Annotated in this window: 16 protein-coding genes and 1 pseudogene; 9 read left to right on the top strand and 8 right to left on the bottom strand. The window is 46.5% G+C overall.

All coding sequences use genetic code 11. The annotated features are described in order from the left end of the window. Positions 1–478: 478 nt before the first annotated feature. The gene (locus tag QUA16_RS27375; RefSeq protein ID WP_333107381.1) at positions 479–2,113 is read right to left on the bottom strand and encodes an MBL fold metallo-hydrolase; all 1,635 of its coding nucleotides are present in this window, start codon (positions 2,111–2,113) and stop codon (positions 479–481) included. Positions 2,114–3,356: 1,243 nt separating this feature from the next. Then, positions 3,357–3,536 carry a hypothetical protein gene (locus tag QUA16_RS27370; protein ID WP_333107362.1) on the bottom strand — a complete coding sequence of 60 codons (180 nt, stop codon included), beginning with the start codon at positions 3,534–3,536 and terminating at the stop codon, positions 3,357–3,359. 204 nt (positions 3,537–3,740) lie between these two features. Between QUA16_RS27370 and QUA16_RS27365 the strand changes: the two genes are divergently transcribed. From QUA16_RS27365 to QUA16_RS27340, 6 genes are all read left to right on the top strand, one after another. Next, on the top strand, positions 3,741–4,931 hold the full coding sequence (locus tag QUA16_RS27365) for a glycosyltransferase (RefSeq protein WP_333107364.1): 1,191 nt from the start codon (positions 3,741–3,743) through the stop codon (positions 4,929–4,931). 74 nt (positions 4,932–5,005) lie between these two features. Then, complete coding sequence (locus QUA16_RS27360) at positions 5,006–6,424, top strand: glycosyltransferase (protein WP_333107366.1); 1,419 nt, start codon at positions 5,006–5,008, stop codon at positions 6,422–6,424. A gap of 30 nt (positions 6,425–6,454) precedes the next feature. Beyond that, the gene (locus QUA16_RS27355) at positions 6,455–6,715 is read left to right on the top strand and encodes a hypothetical protein (RefSeq protein WP_333107368.1); all 261 of its coding nucleotides are present in this window, start codon (positions 6,455–6,457) and stop codon (positions 6,713–6,715) included. Then, positions 6,712–7,503: an ABC transporter permease gene (locus tag QUA16_RS27350; RefSeq protein ID WP_333107369.1), complete on the top strand. Its 792-nt coding sequence runs from the start codon at positions 6,712–6,714 to the stop codon at positions 7,501–7,503. Before QUA16_RS27355 ends, QUA16_RS27350 begins: the two co-directional genes overlap by 4 nt. Then, a complete protein-coding gene (locus tag QUA16_RS27345) occupies positions 7,504–9,576 on the top strand; it encodes an ATP-binding cassette domain-containing protein (RefSeq protein WP_333107371.1) in 2,073 nt (690 codons plus the stop codon). It abuts the gene before it with no gap. Between the two features lie 134 nt (positions 9,577–9,710). Then, on the top strand, positions 9,711–12,137 hold the full coding sequence (locus QUA16_RS27340; RefSeq protein WP_333107372.1) for a sulfotransferase: 2,427 nt from the start codon (positions 9,711–9,713) through the stop codon (positions 12,135–12,137). A gap of 56 nt (positions 12,138–12,193) precedes the next feature. Here the strand turns inward: QUA16_RS27340 and QUA16_RS27335 are convergent, their stop codons facing one another. The 6 genes from QUA16_RS27335 to QUA16_RS27310 form a co-directional block, all read right to left on the bottom strand. Further along, positions 12,194–13,414, bottom strand: a complete 1,221-nt coding sequence (locus tag QUA16_RS27335; protein ID WP_333107373.1) for an NAD(P)/FAD-dependent oxidoreductase — start codon at positions 13,412–13,414, stop codon at positions 12,194–12,196. Positions 13,415–13,421: 7 nt separating this feature from the next. Further along, positions 13,422–13,790, bottom strand: a complete 369-nt coding sequence (locus QUA16_RS27330; RefSeq protein WP_333107374.1) for an aspartyl protease — start codon at positions 13,788–13,790, stop codon at positions 13,422–13,424. Next, on the bottom strand, positions 13,787–14,104 hold the full coding sequence (locus QUA16_RS27325; protein ID WP_333107375.1) for a hypothetical protein: 318 nt from the start codon (positions 14,102–14,104) through the stop codon (positions 13,787–13,789). The genes QUA16_RS27330 and QUA16_RS27325 overlap by 4 nt, the downstream gene beginning before the upstream one ends. A 151-nt stretch (positions 14,105–14,255) precedes the next feature. Continuing rightward, positions 14,256–14,954 carry a hypothetical protein gene (locus QUA16_RS27320; protein ID WP_333107376.1) on the bottom strand — a complete coding sequence of 233 codons (699 nt, stop codon included), beginning with the start codon at positions 14,952–14,954 and terminating at the stop codon, positions 14,256–14,258. 191 nt (positions 14,955–15,145) lie between these two features. After that, complete coding sequence (dxs, locus tag QUA16_RS27315; RefSeq protein WP_333107377.1) at positions 15,146–17,053, bottom strand: 1-deoxy-D-xylulose-5-phosphate synthase; 1,908 nt, start codon at positions 17,051–17,053, stop codon at positions 15,146–15,148. 687 nt (positions 17,054–17,740) lie between these two features. Beyond that, positions 17,741–19,879 (bottom strand): protein phosphatase 2C domain-containing protein, encoded by a 2,139-nt coding sequence (locus QUA16_RS27310; RefSeq protein WP_333107379.1) that lies wholly within the window; start codon positions 19,877–19,879, stop codon positions 17,741–17,743. 334 nt (positions 19,880–20,213) lie between these two features. Between QUA16_RS27310 and QUA16_RS27305 the strand changes: the two genes are divergently transcribed. The 3 genes and pseudogenes from QUA16_RS27305 to QUA16_RS27295 form a co-directional block, all read left to right on the top strand. Next, positions 20,214–20,645 (top strand): NfeD family protein, encoded by a 432-nt coding sequence (locus QUA16_RS27305; protein ID WP_333051437.1) that lies wholly within the window; start codon positions 20,214–20,216, stop codon positions 20,643–20,645. Positions 20,646–20,768: 123 nt separating this feature from the next. Further along, entirely contained in the window at positions 20,769–21,737 is a 969-nt protein-coding gene (locus tag QUA16_RS27300; protein ID WP_333107380.1) for an SPFH domain-containing protein, read from the top strand. A gap of 197 nt (positions 21,738–21,934) precedes the next feature. Next, positions 21,935–22,180: pseudogene (locus QUA16_RS27295) on the top strand (IS1/IS1595 family N-terminal zinc-binding domain-containing protein); the annotation flags it as partial. Between the last annotated feature and the right edge of the window lie 173 nt (positions 22,181–22,353).

Raw genomic sequence — 22,353 nt, 5'->3', positions numbered from 1 at the left:
TCCAAAAAGGACGGGCGGGACGCCCATCCCACAATAACAATTAAAATTGTAAGTTATTTAATTCGCGATCCTAAGTACACAGTAGTGTGAACAAACCTGACGGTCAACTGAGTACAGTTAGACTGCAGGCTTCTTTTTCCTTTTTTTCAAAGGCTTTTTATAGTGAGGTAGTTCCACCCCCACTTGCCAATATAGTATCAGAGTATTTCCAGATTATCAAGGGATATACAGAAATAATTGTCGCTTTGGATACCTACACCCGACGAGCCTTTCATCACGCTCGGTAATTTATTCGGGGTACTTCGCGCAGCGCTCAGATTAATCCCCTTTAAATATACCGAGGGACTTCCCGGCTGGTAGTTAAAAATTCAATACGCGACAGCTTACCCCTGCTGAAACCGGGTTTTTTGTCTGGGTGCGTCCAGAACTGTTCTTTTGTTTTCTTTGCCTGCAGGCTGGTTTCGATGTGCCCGACAGCTTATTCGCCGTCTGTTTCGCCATCTAGGAAAAGTTCCGACTCCGGTATCGCTTTAAACACCGGACAGAAACCGTCGGGGGTTACTTTAAAGCCAAACAAAGCACTGGACTGGTTCCAACAGCGCTGGCTGCGGTAGTGCTGGCAATTGCCGCAGCATTCGAGGTTGGCCTGAACGGCGCTGCCTTGAAAAAGGAGTTCCCGCTGGGAGATGCCGCGCAGTACCAGTTCTTCGCCTTGCCAGCGCGCTTCTACCAAACCGGTATCGGCAAAATTGGCCCACCGAGGATCGGCTGTAATCGGACTCGGCAAGCTAATTGCTACCTCTGTCCCCAATTCGCTGAGTTCTCCCTCATAGTTAGTTTCTGGGATAGCGGGCTGCAAAAACATTTCCCCGATCGGCAATTCGACAAGTGTTCCAGCCGCCGGAGTGTGCAACTGGTAGCGGTTTCGCAGCTCGTCCAAGTTAGCCAAGTCAGCCAAATATGCAGGGGAACCGTGGAGTAAAATTACGTGCTGGGGACGCAAATTGTGGATGAGTTGGGTCGTCCCCGGCCCGTCGCAGTGTTCGGCTAGCAGATAAGTTTCGACACTTGTGACTCCAAATTGGGGCCTGTTGCCCAGCCAGTCGGTGACGGGATATCCTGGTTTTTGAGGGGCGAGCAAAATCCAAGGATTTGTGCCATCGGCAACATACAAACCCAAATCAGCTAACTTGTCTGTAATTACAATACAGGGCGTGGCTCCCAATCCGGGGCGTTGTTGGGCAGACAGCCTGCGGACGCGGGGTTTCACCCTTTCGTCCCAAAATAAAGGTTGGTGCAGAGCAAAATTTTGGACGGCGGTGGGAAATTGGGGTAACAGTTCCAGATAAGCGTCGCACCCGTCGGCGACAGTGCCGTCCACCCAAATATCCAAGTCGCGGCCAGTAAAGTAGTGGTGACTGCGGAGCAGCATCAGCATTTCTTGGCCCAAACCCAGGGCCGGCGCGGGCAGCAGTACCGAGTACCCGTCGGCGATGGCGCGGTGGATGCGATCGGCTAACTGATTTTCTAGTTGTCGGCGGTGAGGGTGGCGCGCCGTGCCGTAACTGCCTTCCAAAATTAACACATCCGGCTTCATGCCCCTGAGTTCTCCCAGGGGCAAACCTTCCACCAAACGAGAATTCGACAGGAAAAAGTCGCCGGTGTAAACCACGGTGTAGGTGCGGTGTGGGGCTGCATAAGTCAGCAGCACAGTCGCCGCTCCGGGCAAATGACCCGACGGGAACAACTGTACGCTCAGTCCAGGGCGCACTTCGAGCGGCGACTGCCAGGGCAGTCCCTGACAGAACCTGGACTCTGGCTGCTGAGCCAGTTGTGGCCAGTTGAGCGGTAGCAGTCGCGCTGTCACTTCGCTGGCGTAAATTGGCAAGTGGGGGAAAGATTGATGGAGCGCTAGCAAACCTCTGGCATGATCGGAGTGGGCGTGGGTACACACCACAAAATCGGCTGGCAGCGATCGATTTAGTGTCGCTGATAGCGGTGCAATATCCTCTACACCGCAGTCGAGTAAAATGCGGTGCGGCCCCATTCGCACTAGCAGACAGACCCCTTCTTGGGCGTGGCCTGCGCCGTAAGGTAAACAATCGAGATCCATCACTGCGGTTAGCTCCCTGCTTTGCACGCAACTTGCAGTATCGCCACTTTTAAACATTGGTTGCGACTGCATTCATTCGATCGAGTTCAGTCTCGGACGCTGAAACCGGGTTTGATGAACGAAAACACTTTGTTGCCGCCCTCGCTCCCGGTAAAAAAACCCGGTTGATCAAAGTTCTGGTGCGTAAGCCCTGGAGCTAAATGTTTGCTCGAAGGCTCCGGCTCTCGTGCAAGGAAAGTAATTGCACTTAAGATTTGATGCAGCGCCAAGAAGGCGATTTTCCGAAGGCATTGGCCGGACGGGCATTGGGCCTTCGACAAAGTTCAGGCTACTGGTTCTGGCATCAAAAGTTACATTTTATTGCACCATGTAAGAGCAGCGAACTCGATCTCATATTCTGAGTTTTAAACCTTTTTCCACAATTTGCGCCTGCTAAAAGCTAGTCTTTTTTATGAGAAGATTTTAATTCATATGTGCCAATATCTTGATAAAACTTTACAATTCTTCATTGTTCGGGTTTTGAGGGCCGTGTATTGTCCAATCTGAAAAACGGAGAACCAGCATCGTGCTAGCTAACTCCTTTTGTCAGGGCAGAGAGAGACTTTATGAGTTTGATCGGTTTCTTTGTAAAAGTTTGATACATTCTTCTAAGCAAACCTTGTGGCTATTGAGGAGAGAGTTTAAATGGCTTTTTGACCCCGCCCAAAAACGGATACAAGTTTCCGACAGTAATCGCCAGCAGCCCAAAGTTTTAGACTCTTGTTCAATATCCAGATTCATCTGTGAAGTAAATCGAAAATCGACTGGCTGCCCGATAATAGGTTTTTTTACTCCGCTCATTGACTAGGGGACAAAACGATGCGTTCTTTGGTTTTACCCCAAACATAGCTATATCAATCCCCGGACAATATAGCAATCCTTGCAGGAGTCGTAAATTTTTTACCCCACCCCAGCCCTCCCCGAACCCGCGGGGAGGGAGTAAGAAATTCACAAATGATGCGAGGATTGCTATAGATGATATTCATTTTATAAAAATACCACTAGCTTGCCAGAACTAATCTCAGCTCAATCAGTCTCCAACCAGCCTGTAATCTCCTGTTTTTTTATCATTGCTGGGTCTTATTTAGGGTGGAGTTTTGGAGTTCTTTTCAGCTAATCCGTGCGCGGTTAAACCGCGAAAGTTTGAACTTGGAGAGTGTTTAATTGTTTGGTATATTGCCCTTGAATAGTATCCGATCGCAATTCAAGCTGAAATGAGGAGCGATCGCACAAACCCGGTTTTATTAAAAAAGCGGGTTTTTAGATTGGGTATTAATGGCGAGGCTTGGTGGCGGTTGGCTGCCAATAACACCTGCAATTGACAGCAGCCTCGACGCTTGCTCGTTTTCGGCGGTAAAAATTCTGTTGGAAAAAAACTTGACATCAGCGGGTAATTGAAAGTAAAAATAAATAAAAGCAATAACAAAAATGAGGTTTTATCTTTGATTCGCGATCGGCGATCGGCAAGTATGGCATTGATAAGTTGCTATCCCTTAAAATAATTTAGGCTAAAATACATCCGGTAAAATACTGAGTATCTATAAGTTTTTCGCAACCTAAAATCTAAAATCTTAAGATGGCATAACTCATGGCAACAGCTATTCTTGACCTGGAAATCTCCAAACTCCCGCCAGAAATTACGGTTGAGGAGCGTTACAGCAAAGCCTTGATTTTAATTCGACTGCACGGAAAACCGATCGGTCAAGCTCTTTTGCCCGTAGTCGGAGGCCGCATTGGCGGTGACGAATTACGGGAAACACTGATGAATGCTGCTGGTGACAACTTGTGGAAAAACTGGCTCTACGACTCTCTAGAATGGGATGAGCGGGGGCCGGTGGAGGCAATGCCGATAGCCACTGTAGCGGTTTGCACGCGCGATCGCCCGGAAGATTTGCGGCGCTGTCTGGAAGCGCTGATGCAACTTCCCGATGACGGTCAGGAATACCTGGTAATTGATAATTGTCCGGCTACCGACGCCAGCAGTGAATTAGTCAAAAATTACCCAAAAGTCCGCTATGTGCGCGAAGACTTAGCGGGCGAGAGCGCTGCCCGCAACCGAGCTTTACGCGAAGCTAAACACGAATTCGTAGCCTTTACAGATGACGATGCGGCCCCCGATCCGAACTGGCTGCGATCGCTCTTGTGGAATTTTAGCGATCCGCGAGTTATGTGCGTCACGGGGCTGGTGATGCCCTTGGAACTGGAAACCGAAGCGCAAGAATGGTTCGAGCGCTATAGCCCCCACGGGCGGGGCTTCGAGCGCCGAGTTTTTGACGGGGCGTACTGCAATCCGCTGATAATCTATCCAGTGGGGGTTTCGGCGAGCATGGCTTTGCGCAAAAGTTTGATCGACTTTATGGGCTTGTTTGACGAAGCTTTGGGGGCGGGAACGCCCACTGTCGGCGGTTCAGACAGCGAACAGTTTGCCCGCATTTTGCGCGCGGGCTACCGCATCGTCTACGAGCCGAGAGCATTGAGCTGGCACCGCCATCGGCGCACGTGGGAAGAATTGCGAAAAACGCTCCAAGGCTACGGCATCGCAGTCTATGCTTTCTGGACGCGGCTGTTTGTAATCAACAGAGAATTCAGCGTGCCTGTGTTAGCCTTGTCATGGCTGTTGTACAAACAAATTCCTGAACTAATTGCTTCTTTGCGACAGCAACCGGATTCTATCCCTAGTGATTTGCTTTTGGCTCAACTGCGGGGCTGTGTCAGTGGCCCGATGGCTTATTTTGTGTCTCGCAAGTGGTTGCAAGAAATTAAGGGGAGCAATGAATAGGGATTTTTAGATTCTTTTTAACGGCAGATGAAGGGAGATGAAATGCAGATGAAGTTAATTGTTGTCATGTAAATATGGAAAATCTAACAGTTAGCATAATTATTCCTAGCCACAACCGAAGTTCTTCGCTGCGACGGGCTTTGGATGCTTTGCACTTGCAGACTTATCCGATCGACCTAATGGAAGTTATTGTAGTCGCAGATAGCTGCATTGACGATACTTTAACAATGCTACAAGACTACAAAGCTCCGTTTAAAGTGCAGGCGATCGAGGTAAATTGCCGGAGTGCTGCCATCGCCCGCAATACGGGAGCGGCTTCGGCTACGGGGCAATTGCTGCTGTTTCTCGACGACGATATCGAAGCGCTGCCACCTTTGGTGGAAAGCCACGCGCGGGTTCACTCTTTGCGTCCTGGCTCGGCTGTCATGGGCCCATATCCGCCTAAGTTGCAGGGAGCGACTACGTTGTTTCATGTGCAAGCGCGATCGTGGTGGGAAGACAAGTTTTATCAGATGAGCCAGCCGGCTCACCGATTTATTTATAAAGATTTGCTCAGTGGCAACCTTTCTCTGGATGCAGAACTGTTTGCTCGTCTTGATGGCTTTGATTCGGCTTTCGGGAACTGCGGCGGGGAAGATTACGAGTTTGGGGTGCGTTTGCTGAAAGCTGATGTACCTTTTGTTGTGGCTGCGGGCGCAGTGGGCTGTCATTACGAACACGAAACTAACAATCTCGATCGCTATTTCCGCCGATCCCGTCAGGAAGGGCGATCAGATGTTTTGATCGGCAACCGACACCCGGAACTTAGGCCGACACTACAGCTAGCAGGCTACGAAAGTGCTTACTCGGTGGTAGATAAAATTCTGGTGGCGATCGCGTTTTTCTGGCCGGCTGCTGTGGATTGGCTGGCCCTGGGACTGAGGAAATCTCTTGATTTACTCGAAAGCTTGCGGATGCGGGGAACTTGGCGGTGGTTGTGGGAAAAATTGCGCGGTTATTGGTATTTGAGGGGTGTCATCGATGAGTTGAAAAGTCGATCGGCAATTTCTAGTTTTATCCAAGGAGGCCCGGCCAGCGGCGATTTGGGCGGACATGAAATTAACATCGATTTGCAGCAAGGTTGGGAAGCTGCTGAAAGCCTGCTCGACGCGGAACGACCGACTGGGGTTTACCTGTATTACGGTCAACTGACAGTCGGTCACATTGTTCCGCAAGCGGGTGCGGAACCGCTGCGGGGCGCTCACTTGCGCTCGATTCTGGCGCTTGACTTTGCCCAACCCCTGGCTGGGGCGATCGCGGTTAACAGTATGCCCCGCACTGGTGAAACGATGGAAGAACAGCCTTTAGTTGCTTTTAAAAATTACGAATTAGCAATTAATAAGTATGTCGGGGACTTTAAACTCAAAACTCCCACCTCAAAAGTTGGAAAATTAGAAAATTGGGAAATTGCAACTCAAAACTCCCAACTCAAAACTCAGAAGTTTTCTCTCTAGTTCCTGCTGCACTATTTTGAGGAGCAACTTATGGCAATAAAAGTGATAAAAATTGAGTTGACCGAACAGATTAATCCGGTTTGGAAACTAGAAAAATACAAAGGAGTTCGCATTGGGAATCTGGCTTTGGGCCGCCAAGTTTTCCAGGCTGTGGGCAATTTTGACGTTGTGAGAGAGTTGCTGGGCTCTCTGCAAAGTCCTTTTGCTTACCGGGAAGGGTACTTGCAAGCCCAGCGTTTGGCTGCTCTTTTTGGGGTTGAACCGCTGGTAGCTGCAGGAGGTGTGCGGTGAGAAATGCTGGAACGCTCCTCGATGGGCGCAAAATGGCTCAGTGGTTCGATTTGCTGCGGGTGTTGGTCGATCGCGAGATGAAATTACTTTACAAGCGATCGACCTTGGGGATTGCTTGGACTTTAATCAGTCCGCTGTTACAGTTGGCTGTATTTTCCTTTTTGTTTCGCTCTGTCGTACCCCTTAATATTCCCAAATTTTCTTCCTTTGCTTTTAGCGGCTTGTTAATCTGGAATTGGTCTCAAACGGTATTATTTAAATCAACGGCATTAATTACCAATCATAAGCCACTAATCAGGCAGCCAAATTTCCCGTCGGCAATTTTGCCGGTAGTCACGACGACGACGGGGCTCATTCACTTTTTCTTAGCATTGCCGGTGTTACTTATCTTTCTGGCAATTGATGGCGCTCCTCTGAATGCAGTGCTCTTGTTGTTGCCGCTGCTGATGATTATTCAGTTTTTCCTGACAGTTAGTTTTGCTTATCCCCTTGCCGCTTTGAATGTCACTTTCCGCGACACTCAGCACACTTTGGGAGTAGTTTTGCAGATGCTGTTTTACCTGACTCCGATTTTCTACGACATCAGCAGCGTCCCCGAAAAATTTAAGATTTTTTATTACTTAAATCCAATGGTGCCCCTGATTGAAGCTTACCGCGCCATACTTCTTAAAGGTATGCAGCCGGATTGGTCTGCTCTGTTAATTTTGAGCTTGGCTGTGGCGGCTCTTTTACCCATCGGACTGGGAATTTTTAGACGGCAAAGCGCTCATTTTGTGGAGGAAGTGTAAATGCGTGAAGCAATTATTGTCAAAGGTTTGGGGAAGCGTTTTAACCGCTACTCTACCGCGAAACCTCATACGATTATGGAAGCCGCTTTGTCCGGTTGGTGGAAGCTGAAGCCGGAGGCGAGTTTTTGGGCGCTGCGGAATATAAATTTTACTGTTTCTCCTGGCGAAATGCTGGGAATTCTTGGCAAGAATGGCGCGGGAAAATCAACGCTGCTGCAACTTATCGGCGGTATTTGCAGGGCTGAGGAAGGCTCTATTAAAGTTAACGGCAGAATTGGCGGCTTGTTGGATTTGGGTGCGAGTTTTCACTCGGATCTAACGGGCAGAGAAAACGTGTTTGTGGGTGCGGTGGTGGCCGGTTTGACTCGCCGGGAAGTGGCGCGCAGGTTTGACGATATTGTGGAATTTGCAGAGTTAAAACAGTTTATTGACAGCCCGACGCGGACTTACAGTACGGGGATGAAAATGCGGCTGGCTTTTTCGGTGGCGGTGCATACCGATCCCGAAGTGCTTTTAGTTGATGAACATTTGTCGGTTGGTGATGTGGCTTTTCAAACTAAATGTTTGAATAAGATAACTGAGTTTAAGAATCAAGGATGTGCGATTGTTTTGATTTCTCACACTGCGTCGCAAATTCAGAAAATGTGCGATCGGGCTTTGTGGCTGAAATCCGGTGAAATCGTCGCTTACGGGGAACCGGAAGTGGTAGTCGGTCAGTATTTGTCAGAAATGCGATCGTCCACAGAAAATAGCACTACCCTGCGTGCTGCTGAAGCTACAAGTAGCGGTTCGCCACTGCGAGGTAATCAGAATCGCTTCGGTACTATGGAAGTAGAAATTACCGATGTCAAAGTGTCGCCAAATACGGAAATAGATAGTGGTGATGCTATTAGCATTGAAATTCATTATTCGGTGTCTCAGGAAATTTCGGCTGCTATTTTTGCCGTGACAATCAGCAGGGATGATGGTCAAAGTTGTTTTGAGACTAATACTAATCAAATGGGCAGACTGCTGCCGCTGGTGAAAGGGAAAGGCAAAATCCGGCTGCAAATAGATAGGCTGGATTTAGGAAACGGTCAGTATTACGTGAATGCTGGGGTTTACGAGGAAACTTTGGCTTACGCCTACGATTATCAGTGGCAGGTTTATCCGCTGTACGTGCGATCGACTGTAAACCAAAAAACGATTCTTTGTCCGCCGTACCGCTGGGAATTTGAGGGCAAAATGCCGCTGATGGATGTGGCAGAACCAGCCGCTGCAACTTACGATTTGGATAAGAATAATCCCGGCTACGCCAAGATTTTGACTCAGTTGGAAAACAAGCAAAAACCTGACTTTTTAATGATTGGTGCTCAAAACTGCGGCACGGAATCTCTATACGGCTATCTCGCAAATCACTTGCAAATTATCAAAGAAGGTTCCCGGGACATTCATTTTTTTGAATTAAATTTTGAGCGTGGTGTTGAGTGGTACAGCAAGCACTTGACGCGGAGTGTAGCGAGTGACAAGGTGCTGCTGTGGGAGATGACTTCTTACTATATTTATCATCCTTTGGTAGCGGAGCGAGTTTACAAGTGTTTCCCGGATGTTAAGCTGATTGTAATGCTGCGAAACCCGGTAAAACGAGCGTGGATGCACTATCATTTAGAAGTGGCGAGTGGCTGCGAAAAGTTGGATTTTGAAAAGGCGATCGCTTCTGAACCGGATAGACTCAAAGGTGAGATTGAAAAAATCAAATCAGATGAAAATTATTACAGTTTTAATCACCAGCATTATTCCTATTTGTCGCGGGGAATTTATGTAGAACAAATCAAAAATTGGCTCGACTATTTTCCGAGAGAACAGTTGCTAATTATCAAGAGCGAAGATTTTTACGCACATACAGGCAAAGCCTTTTCGGAAGTATTGAAATTTCTGGATATTAGTGAGACTCCAAGTAAAGAATATGAAATTAATCATGTCGATGAATACAGCCCTATGCCCCCGGAAATCGCACAAGAATTGACTAATTATTTCCAACCTTACAATCAGGAACTTTCGGATTTGTTGCATGAGGATTTTAGTTGGAGTTAGGAAAATTTTTTTTCAATGCAGAGTTCCCCGATAGGAACATGAATCATACCTCTTTCTTCTCTTCCTCTGTGCCCTCTGCGCTCTCTGCGGTTCGTAAAAAAATCTAATTCACAAACCATTTATCAGCTATAAAAATGAAACGGATATTTTTAGTAGGCTCTCCGAGAAGCGGCACAACCATGCTTCAAAGTTTATTAGCCGCTCATCCTGAAGTTATTTCTTTTCCTGAATCTAAGTTTTTTCACTATTTACTGTACAAGAAGTTTGCGGGAAATTTTCCTGGTAGGATGGAAGCTTTTTTTAAGGATGAGATTAATCGGCCTGAACTTTTGCAAGATTTTGATAATAGTCAAACTGTGGCAACTAAAGTTAGTTGGTTTGTCGGAGTTTTGGATGGTTTGGCGGCGGAGCAAAACAAAAGTATTTGGTTGGAAAAAACGCCGGAACACATATATTTTATTGAGGATATACAGCGCTTTTTGCCGGATGCTAAATTTATACATATTTTGCGAAACAGTATGGATACAATAGCATCTCTGCATGAGGCTACTAGGACTTCTCATGAGTTGTGGGGACCTGGTTGGGATTTAAACCACTGTATCCATCGCTGGAAGGAGGCGAGGTTAATTAGTCACAAATATGCTAAAAAATCTAATCATATATTAGTCAAGTATGAGGAAATTCTAGATAATAAAGTCAAAAAGTTAGAAGAACTTTGTCATTTTATGGGAATTGAATATGATGATAGAATGCTGGAATTTTATCAAGAAAGAGCGGCTTATCTCAGTTTAAATCAACCTTGGCACCAAGGGATCGAGAGAGAGGTTAAAAGTAATAAGGTTCACAAATATCATAAAATTTTTAATAGCCTGGAAATTCGATATATTTTAGATAATATTAAGCGAGTCAAGGGTGAAATTGCCGGGAAAGTTACAGTGGAAGTGAGCGAACCAATTTCCGATATTTGCGATCTTCCGCAAATATACGATCGCCTGTGCTGTACGATCAAACTAGAAGGAATTAAACTCGGTATTATTGAATTGCCGATTTGCGATGGCATGGTTGCGGCTTTGGTGTTGGCGGATGCGGTTGCAGCCCAGTTTGCTTGGCCAATTCTCGATCGCTTCTTTCAACGCAATCGCTGCGAAAAAGGCAATAAATTGTGGGAAACTGTGCTGAAACCATTGCACCCTAAACATGACTGGACGCTATTTTTGCAAGAATTATGGGGGCGTCCGAATTGGCATTTGGAGGATTTCTACAATCCAGAAAGCGCAGAGGAAGTGCCAACAATTACGATCGAGAAAGATTTGATTGTCTTAGAAATTAGCGAGGAATTTGCTAATATAAAAGTTGAGATTTCTGCAATAGACGTGCTGGTGAAAGTAGGTGGGGTTGGTGTCGGGATTGTCACTGTTGCGGTGGAAAATAATTTTGTTTCGGCTCAAAAATTGCGATCGACAATTAATCGAAATATTGGTTTTGAGTTGTGCGTCGCCGCCGTGCGAGAAGCTTTGCTGGGAAAACCACTCAACGGCAAGCAATGGCTACGATCGCGCTTAGCCTCTTGTGCTCAACAAAGGTCTAATTTGCCCGACAGTTTGAATGCAGCGGGTGCTGGGGGCATTTACCCCCAAAATGCGGTGCTCTTCGGCAGGCGATCGGGTGCGATCGGGACGAGTGTCAGCCGTCGCGCCGCACTCCCGGCGGCGGCGCTGCCGGAAATCGAGTCAGCGGCGACAATCGCTGGGGAACCGACAATGCAAATTCCCCAAGAAAACGAGTTTCCCAAGCAAGTATTTTACGCACCGGAAATCATTGGCTCAAATTCTTCTTATCGGGAAGTTTCTCACTCAGTGAAACCTCAAGTTTGGGACAATCATGGCGTTACACAAAGGCTGCCGATTCTCTCCTACCGCCGCATTTCTCCTGACGGTTTAGACGCAGTTACTCCGCAGGTTTTGGAACAACAGTTGCAGTATCTCAAAGATCGCGGTTATTATAGTGCGAGTTGGGAAAATTGGCAAAGTGCGAAACGGGATAAAACTCCTTTACCCGGTAAAGCTGTATTGATGACTTTTGACGGCGGCTATCTCGACTTTTTCCAATATGCTTGGCCTCTGCTAAAACGCTTTGATTTTACAGCAACTGTTTTTCTTGTAGCGGAGTCGATAGGAAAGACAAATAGTTGGGAAAAAGCCGAATTTGAAGAAGTGCAGTTAATGGGATGGCCGGAAATTCGGCAACTGCGGGATGCAGGGATTGAATTCGGTTCTATGTCTGCTACTCATCAACCTCTGACTGCATTGTCGCCGACAGAAATTGTGCGGGAGGCAGCCCAATCCCGTGCTATCTTAGAACGGGGATTAGAGAAATCTGTTAAATGTTTTGCCTATCCTTACGGGGATGTCGATCCAATTGTAGCGCATTTAATTGGAGCGAGTGGATATACTCTTGGTGTATCATATCAGTTAAATTTTAGCAGTTTTGACGATAATTTAATGTCGCTGCCGCGCATTAAAGTTACAGGAGAAAATTTTTTATGGCAATTAGGTTTGTAGGGTGCGTCAGCCAGCGAGATTTTTCCCTCAACTAACAATCTCTCAACTGACGCACCTTACAAGTGAAATCGCTTAATCAATTCCTTGATTTTTCTCTGCAAATAACCGCCTAATCCTCGGGAAATTTTCTCAAATTTATAATAAAATAAAATCTCCATCACCTCTTCAGTTTTCATATACTTTAAATAAGAAATCATTTTATCGGTAAGTTCATCATTAACATCATCGATATACTTTCTCACCGCCAACCTTTCCGAAATATGCCATTTCCGATCAAACTTGCGGTGCATTTCCATCTCATAATCGCGAAAATCTGAGATTTTCTCCTCCAAATACCTTTGAATATATTTCCCCGCGATTTGGGCACCATCCATCCCGTGTCTAATCCCTTCGCCGCCCAACAAATTTATTGTCGAGACAGTATCACCGATCGCAATTATATTATCCTTGCAATAAATATCCTTCAAACCAGGATTGTACTTCAGCGTCGAACCGTGTTTGTCAATAATTTTATAATTTTTTGACTTCAGATATTCATCAATCAGTAAATCAATATATTTTTTCAGCGGTGACAAATGCCTCACCGTTTTGGGATCTAAAAAAATGCGACCCGCACCAACTTTCAGCCTGTTTGGTTCCATCGGGAATATCCAGGAATAACCATCGGGCATCCATTTTTTGCCCAAAAAGAAGATTAAATCACCGCTGTATTTATTATAAACTTCTGGCTCTACTTCAATTAAATATTCTATTCCTGTTCCCGACAAAAAATCTGGCTTATCATTCTCTTTTTCGTACATAATCGCCCTAGCAAAGCCAGTAGCATCAACCAATACTTTAGTGCTAACGTTGATAATTTTACCGTCGGATAACTGTTTAAATTCGACTGTGGTTTCGCCCCTGCTTTGTGAATGTCGGGTGTAGCGATAACCAAGCCAAACTTCACCACCAAATCGCTCAACTTCGCTGGCCAAAAATGATCTAAATTTAGCAAAGTTGAGAACAACTCCCAAGCTTTCGGGAGACTCCCAAGTTTGACTGACTTTGCTAGTTTCAATAGTAAGTTTATGCCAAAAACTGCCGATAACGGACTCTGGTAAATCGAATTTAGAGAGGGTTTCTAGAGGCGTGGCGGCGCTAGAGAAGTCATTTTTATTAAAATTGTCGTTTTGCTCTGCTAGCAAGACTTTGTGGCCAGATTTGGCTAGGATTCTCGCGCAGTGACCGCCTGCTGGGCCTGCTCCTACTATTACTATGTCAAAATTTTTTAAATTCATTTTGCTTTTAACTCGCTTCCAATGTCAAAATACTCGCAGACATATCAACTACTAACCGCCGAGTTTTCAGCCACTGGCGGCCTATTAAAATTTCCGGTACTCCGTCACCCACATGAACGGGAATGTCAAACTCTTGCTCATCTATGCGTACTTTTCCTGCATAAAGATCGAAATCAAATTCTCCCTTTGCTGTCCGCATTTCTTGTCGCCTAATATAAATCCAATCAAGTCCCTCGAAATCTTGTTCGTCCATTGCTAACCAGCCCGAAAAACCTGTATCTAGCAGAGGATCAACAGGTAATTCTAAGCCGTTATTAGCAATCAATTCAACTTCAAAAAATAGCTCGCCCTCATCACCAAATCTTCCTTCAATCATATTGAGCCGCACGCCCCTGTATTGTTGATGCGGAAAAGGTAGGGGATAGCATTTGGGTGTTTCTGGCGGCACATTTTGGTAGCCGCCATATCATCCTTGTCGATAAAATATTCCCCGCTATCAGGTTCAACCGCCATGTACCAGTTGTAGTGACTGTCAATTAATTCTGGTTTAAGGCGATCGAAAATTACTTTGCAACGCTTGCGAAATGCCGCTCTTTCAGCTCGCCACTGGGCTTTTTTTTCTTCTGACCACTGAATTTCTGGGAACAATCTTCCCCGTCGCACGGTACGATTTGGTTTCACGTTAGTCATTGTTTTTTCTCCCTTATATTCCCATATTTCTGCAATCTGATTGTACCATAAACTTCTATTTCATTGTTGGTTTTCCTTTGTGTGAGATGATACTATGTTGTCGATCGTCAAAAACTATAAGAAATGACTTAAAGCATTGATTCATAGTTGGCTAAATTTTTCCTTGAAGCTGATTGGCTTCAAACAACAGTCGCTTGACTTCTTCCTCAGTTAAACTATCTCTGTTCAACCGATTCACATAGTCAGCTACATAGGCAGCGGTTACATAACTGCTGAATAAAATTACTTTCTTGTTAGCACCCCCCGAAATGGGTTCATCAGAATTTTTACCGACTGTAAAAACACAATTTTCTTCGGGATTACCGTAAGTATTTTTGGGAGCTTCTTGTGATTCGTACCAAAAAACTTTGTACTTTTTGGAAACAGGGGGCTTTACAACCAAAACGTTAATATTGGAAGGCAAATCATCATCCAAGATCGTTTTGCCTTGCGACAGCCAATCCATAAGCGCTTTTTTATCGCCCGACACTTCATAAACAGCATCGTCATCAGAATAATCACCGTAAGTCCCAATCAAACTGCTAATGAAATTGCTAGTAATTTGATCGTTGCTTTGCAGATGAAAATATTTAAGCTTAGATAAAATATCTTGGCAATAAACAAAGATTTTCCAGGCGTCAATGATGCTTGCGTGAGCTGATATAAGTCTGCGTTCTACGCTTCTTTTGCGTCCAAATCCAAGGTAGACAGCATGAGCATCGCTGGAAGTAGAAGCAGCGATAAAACATCCAATATTAAGGCTGTTACCGTAATTTGAATCGAATCTTTTTCGGCGGTTAGCTTCTCCCACAAAATCCTCCTATTCGCTCTATGGCTATCAACTAATGACCTTAACTATATAGTAGGACTAATGAGTTCTTCAGTCCTATCCAAGAAGACTTTAGCTTTGAGGCAGGGGTTTAAACCCCTGCCGTACTGAGGGAAATAGGGTGTTTGTTGACACCCCTGGTGGGGCAGTGCCCACCCTACGATTCTAGCTAATTACACGCTAACAGGAGACTGTTTGCGGCTGAATGTTGCTAAGATGCGATCGCACATTTGCGACGGAGTTAATCCTAAACTGGCAAAGGATTGCTCTGGCGTTGCATGATCTACTAATGTATCCGGTACGCCCAGCCTCATCAGCGGCACGAGGACATTATTGTCGAGCAAAGATTCGGCTACTGCTGAACCGAATCCGCCCATCAAACAGCCTTCTTCCATTGTGACAACTTTGCCGATTCGCTGTGCTAAAGGCAAGATTAATTCGGTGTCCAAAGGCTTGACAAAACGCGCATTGATAACAGTTGCTTCAATGCCGTGTTCGCTCAGAATCTCGGCGGTTTGCATTGCCGGATAAACCATTGAACCGTAACCCAAGAGCAGCAAATCGTCGCCGTTGCGGAGAATTTCGGCTTTGCCGATCGGCAACTCTTCCCAACCTTCCTCCATCAAAGGCACACCGTAACCATTGCCGCGCGGGTAACGCATGGCGATCGGGCCGCTTGTGTGGTTGATTCCCGTGACTACCATCCGCTGCAATTCGGCCTCATCTTTTGGTGCCATAACTACCATATTTGGCAGGCACCGCAAGAAGGCAATGTCGTACATCCCTTGGTGAGTGGGGCCGTCAGCACCGACAATGCCGGCGCGATCCAAACAGAAGAAAACTGGCAAATTTTGGATGCAAACATCGTGAATTATTTGGTCATAGCCTCGCTGCACAAATGTCGAGTAAATTGCCACAACCGGGCGCATTCCTTCGCAGGCTAAACCAGCGGATAAAGTCACGGCGTGCTGTTCGGCAATCCCGACATCAATGTACTGTTTAGGCAGTTTTTCATGAAGTTTATCCAGGCCTGTTCCGGTTGCCATTGCAGCGGTAATGCCGACAATTTTCGGATTATCTTCTGCTAGCTTGACTAGGGCGTGGGCAAAGACTTTCGAGTAAGCTGGAGGCTTGGGTTTAGTGGAGGGAATGCCTTTGCCGGTGGCTAAGTTAAAAGGATTTTGGGCGTGATATCCTACTTGGTCTTTTTCGGCGATCGCATATCCTTTGCCCTTCACCGTCACCACATGAACCAACACGGGTCCTTGAATAGTATGAGCTTGTTTGAAAGTGGCAATTAACTCTTCCAAATTGTGTCCATCTACCGGGCCCATGTAAGTAAAGCCTAATTCTTCAATTACTGCTCCAACTTTCGAGACGGCCAAGCGTTTCATCCCTTCTTTGAGGCGTTCCATTTCTGGAGTAAAAGTTTCGCCGACAAAGGGAATGTGTTTGAATTGTTCCTCTAAGTTATCTTTGAGAAACTGCACCGGTGCCGACAATCGCATTTTGTTCAAATAGCGGGTAATTGCGCCGACGTTGGGCGAGATTGACATCTCGTTGTCGTTGAGCACAACTAACAAATTGGTTTTCGGCATATGGCCCGCGTGGTTGATGGCTTCGAGTGCCATGCCGCCCGTCAATGCGCCGTCGCCGATGACTGCTACAGTTTTAAAGTTTTCCCCTTTGAGGTCGCGCGCCATCGCCATTCCTAACGCTGCGGAAATGCTTGTGGAAGCGTGGCCTGCGCCGAAGTGGTCAAATTTGCTCTCGCAGCGCTTGAGATAGCCTGCAACGCCGTCTTTTTGGCGTAGGGTGTGGAATTGGTTGTAGCGGCCGGTGATTAATTTGTGAGGATAAGCTTGGTGGCCGACATCCCAGGTAACTTTGTCGCGATCGAGGTCGAGTGTTTGGTAGAGTGCTAAGGTCAGTTCGACTACACCCAATCCTGGGCCGAGGTGGCCGCCGCTAGCGGCTACAGTTTCTAAATGCTTTTCTCGAATTTGTCGGGCAATTTGTTCGAGTTGATGAATCGAGAGGCCGTGTAATTGGTTTGGGTGAGTCAGTTCGCTGAGATGCATATTTTAAAATCTTGCTCCTGTGAATCAGGACGAATCCTTAACAGATATAGGTTGTGCCTGCGAGGTTGGGTACGCGCAAACGTTAGAATAGTTTAACGGTTATTTGAGAAAAACTGTTAGGCGTAAGATTTTTGTTAGTTTTGGGCTGGTAATTATAGTTAATAAATTGTGCGCCGTCAATCGATTTTCGATTTTCGATTTGAGATTTTCGAGGCGACCCCACGGATAAATGCGGGGGCTTGAGGATTTTCGATTTTCGATTTTGGATTGATTCCACGGATAAATCACGTGGCGGGTACCACCTTTGAAATTCGTGGTCAAGATAAAAAAAGCTTATGTTGTTAGTTGCTAATCGCTAATTGTTAGTTGAACTAAAATTATTAGGAATTTTAAACTGCTTTTTGTAGCGCTGGCTGACTTTTTAGCCATTTTGTTTCTGCAAGCGGACTATGATACAAAATCAATAACTGTGATGGGAGCATCTCATATTTGTAAAAACACTTCTTCTGGCTCCTTCCTTCTGCCTCTTTCCTTCTGCCTCAAATTAATTCAATAGACCTCTTGCAAAAATAATGAGGACGGGCTCTGGGGCCCCATCCCACAAGAAAAAATAACTCTTGTGGGATGGGCCCCAGAGCCCGTCCCATCAATTGAGGAAAAGGATTTTTGCAAGAGGTCTAATCTCCCTTACTCCGGTGATGGTAAAGGAGTTTCCGCTTCTTTGGGCGGCGGAATTTCCGCAGGAGTCGATTCGGGCGACGGCGAGGGACTCTCGCTATCGGGCAGCGGAATTTCCGCAGGACTCGATTCGGGCGACGGCGAGGGACTCTCGGCCCCTGGGGAGGGAGTCTCCGAAGGACTTGGGGCGGGAGTTTCCGGCGGTGGGGGAACTTGTGCGGGCTCTGGCTGGGGGCTTTGGCGGCTTTGCACCCACAAACCTAAACCGCCACCGGCTAATATCAGCCCCAACACCCCCAGTAGGGGCAGCGGCAGCTTGGATCGCTGTTTTTGAACGGGTTCCGGGGCGGGGGAAGTTTCGGGGTACAACAACTGTTTGGACGATTCTGAAAGCTGAGATTCTGGAATCCTCCCGGACTTCTGGAGGGATCGCGGCAGGGACGGCGGCAGCGACACCGAGGCTGACACTGGCGCTGACGCCACCGCTGAGGCCACCGTCGGATCGAACAGTACCAATCTCTCCGGCGACATCCGACAGTGAGTCGCCACCACAGAGGTGTTGTCATAACCGTTTTTCTCGTTGGCGAGACGAATCCAAGACTGAACTGCGGCTTCCAAAGACATTTTGCCCTCAAGCACCTCTGGGCCATAATTCTCCCAAGATTTCTCTACCCAGTCGTTGTCGCTCAAACCGTCGGAACACAGCAGCAGTAAGCCTTCCTCTTCGACAATAAATCGCTGAATCGTCGGGCGCAGGAAATCGGCATCCCGCGTTCCCAAAGCTTGAGTCAGGGCTCCTGCATCCGATCGCACTTGAGTCTCCCAGTACAAACAATGTCCTAGCTGGACTTCCCTTGAGGCTACGTCGTCGTCCACAGTCAGCCGGTGACAGTAATTTTTGCCAATCCAATAAGCGCGGCTGTCTCCAACATTGACTAAATAAAGTTCGTGGCTGTTATTCGAGGGCAAATCCTCGGAAATTTTCACTTTTTGAGGCAACTGGAGGGCCATCACCAAAGTCGTCCCCATCCGTTGCCGCAACTCTTTTCCCTGCTCATTATTTTGAGCGGAAATCACATTATTCACAACTCTCACTATTTCTTCGAGTTGCTTAATTACCATTGTAGGCGTCATCAACTCTTCTTGTTGAGTGATTTCGGCGAGCAAATTTTGGATTAAAGCTTTCATGGACTGGACGGCTAATTGACTGGCAACTTCTCCTCCTTCGTGGCCTCCAACCCCGTCACAAACCATTGTCAAATAAGGAATTAGTTTCTCGCCCCCTGAAGTTTTGCTAAATTGAAAATCAGCAGCAATCGGATAGCAACTGTCTTCATTTTGGGAGCGCTGCGGCCCGGTATCTGTCATGCCGACTACTTCTAAGTGCAGAGGCAATTTAGCGGCTTGTTCTAATAATAAATCGTTTAGTTCCAGGGCGATCGCGTCGAAATTCATGCTGCTGCGGCGCATAAACTGACAAATTTCTCCGAGTTTCGACTGCACCTCGGGTTGCGCGGATTCCACCAAACCTGACCACACATCTCCCAAATCCCGCAGCGTCGGTACAAAATTGCCCCGGTGCAGTTCCAGCAGGCGTACCCGCCAACCTTCCACCCGCAAATTTTCCGGTACCAGCAAACTCGAAGCGACTCCCTGTTCCGACAGCGGCGTCCACAGTTGGAGCATTTGCCACAGCCAGTAAACTTGGCGCGCGGCGGTTGTCCCAGACCAAGCTTGTAAAATAGAAGGATACAGGCTGCCGAAATTATTGATGGGCACATTTTCCAACAACAGCACCTCTGTCGCTTCCGGTGCTTCCCCTAGCGAACAAAAACCGTATACTTCCGGCGTATGCAGCCGTTGGGGATACAAATGCAGGTAAGGCATAATCGTATCCGGCAGTTGTTCCGGGACGCTGGGAGGCAAAGCTGGACGGCTGTCGAGCCAGATTTGGGGTGCAATGACAAAGTATCGATCGGCTATTACCTTACCCGCCGGCACTTCCTCGGCTGCTTGCCCCACCGCCCACACATAGCGATAAATTAAATCCGTTTCGCACGCTGCACACTGCTGGCGGCCAAAGGTATTGCGGGGATCTGGACAGCTAAGATTCGGGCAATAAATGGGTTCGGAGAAACTGCTGATCATATCGAAATAGTTTGTGTAAAAACATTCTGAAGATATATGATTCGCAAGCCCAAATTCATGAGCTTGAGAATAAACTGATTTTAGGCCCTATCAATTTCTTAACTGCCTTTGGGCCCCTAGAAATTGTAGTTTCTGCCAGTCTGCACCGGCTAAAATTGTAATCTAAGTTACTAAACTCTGACTTGGAGTACGATGGAAGCCTCAACATGGTACCGCGGCGCGAAAAATCGCTCTGAGGGGTTGCAAGTGGCAAACCCTTGCAGAGTCAGTTGTTTGCATTTCTTAAATCTTCAATTTCAAATCTAAGATCTAAATAGTATCACCTATTCTTTTTATGATCTTGACTCCTACGCTCCTTTGGCTGATAGCTGGGTCTTTGCTCTGTTTGGCAGAGCTATTTCTCCCGACTGCTTTTGTCGCTTTTATGATGGGACTGAGCGCCTTTGCCGTAGCTGGATGCTCTCTAGTTCTACCTTACGTTAATTTACAAATATTCCTGTGGATGGTATTTTCGACCGTTTTTGTGCTGCTGTCTCGGCGGTTGATACCAAAAGGCACGGCAAGGGCGATCGCAGATTCTCAGGAAGCCAAAACTTTAACAGAAATTCCCCCCGGAGAAGCCGGCCGAGTCATTTATGAGGGGAATTCTTGGCAAGCTCGCTGCGAAGACACGAAGGCCACTATCCCCCCCAACCAAAACGTAATTGTCGTGGGACGAAAAGGCACTACTCTGATAGTTTTGCCAGAAAATCTCTTGCATTCTTAAACAAAATGTGGAATTGGGAATTGGAAATTGGTAGTTGGGCATTGGGCATAGGGCATTGGGCATTGGCAATAACCAATAACCAATAACCAACAGTTAACAATCAACAATTATTAGGAGTCAGTTGTGGAACAATTTTTTTTACTTGTATTTTTAGCACTCGGTGGCTCAGCCCTCGCAGGTTCCGTCAAGATTATCAACCAGGGAAATGAAGCGCTGGTGGAAACTTTAGGTAAATACAGTGGCAAGAAACTGGAACCCGGTTTGAATTTTGTCACGCCGTTTCTCGATCGCGTCGTGTACGAACAAACAATTCGGGAAAAAGTCTTAGATATTCCCCCGCAAGCTTGTATTACCCGCGACAACGTTTCCTTCACCGTTGATGCTGTGGTTTACTGGCGCATTGTAGACTTGGAAAAAGCCTGTTACAAAGTAGAAAATCTCCAGTCAGCAATGGTAAATATGGTGCTGACTCAAATTCGCGCCGAAATGGGTCAACTGGATCTCGAACAAACCTTTACTGCTCGTTCTCAAATTAATGAAATCTTGCTCAGAGATTTAGATATTGTTACCGATCCTTGGGGAGTGAAAGTAACGCGGGTAGAATTGCGGGATATTATCCCTTCTAAAACTGTACAGGAATCGATGGAATTGCAGATGGCAGCCGATCGACGCAAGCGAGCGGCAATTCTGACATCCGAGGGCGAACGCGAGTCAGCAGTTAACAGCGCCAAAGGTAAAGCAGAAGCGCAAGTTCTGGATGCAGAAGCGCGCCAAAAAGCGACTATTTTGGAGGCGGAAGCTCAACAAAAGGCGATCGTCCTGAAAGCTCAAGCAGAACGCCAAAGTCAGGTTTTGAAAGCTCAAGCTACTTCCGAGGCCTTGCAAATCATCGGCAAAACTCTGCAAAATGACCCCAATGCGCGGGAAGCTTTACAATTTTTGTTAGCTCAAAACTATCTGGATATGGGCCAAAAAATTGGCACCAGCGACAGCAGCAAGGTCATGTTTATGGACCCGCGCAGCATTCCCGCTACGCTCGAAGGAATGCGATCGATCGTTGGGGAAGGTAATAATAATGAGGTGAAAAAGTAGTCTTAGCTAGAATGGGCAATTGAAAGAGACTGATAACTCTGTATGAGGGATGAAACTCCTCATACAGAGTTAGCATGAATAGAAAAAATGATTGTGTCATCACGCACCCCATTATTAAATAATCGGCCTTGCTGAATTAAGATATAATTAATTCTGAGAGCAATTTACAAAAAACAATTTAACACCAGTCATATTCTATGAAATGTCCTGAATGTAAGTCAACTCATATCAATAAAAATGGGCGGAAAAAAGGTAAGCAGAACTACCTGTGTGTTACCTGTGGTAGACAATTTATAGACTGCTATGAACAGCACAGAGGTTATGCTCAAGAAGTGAAAGACGAATGCCTACAAATGTATCTTAAGGGCATGGGTTTTAGGGAAATTGAAAGAGTCAAAGGTGTACATCATACGACAATTATGAATTGGGTTAAACAACTAGGATAACTCACAGCCCATAAAATCCTTATTAAGATGCGAAATTTCAGGTTTCACCCTTTTTAAATGGGCTAACCATCTCTTGAAATCGCCTGGTATCTATTTAGGAATGAGAATTAAATAACTTCCACTCTTGAAAGTGGGATGGGCGTCCCGCCCGTCCTTTTTGGACGGGCGGG

Origin of the sequence: Microcoleus sp. S13_C3 (assembly GCF_036700905.1) — a bacterium.
GTDB lineage: Bacteria > Cyanobacteriota > Cyanobacteriia > Cyanobacteriales > Microcoleaceae > Microcoleus.
The sequence above is the reverse complement of the archived record's forward strand: the minus strand, read 5'-3'. Positions and strand labels throughout refer to the sequence as shown.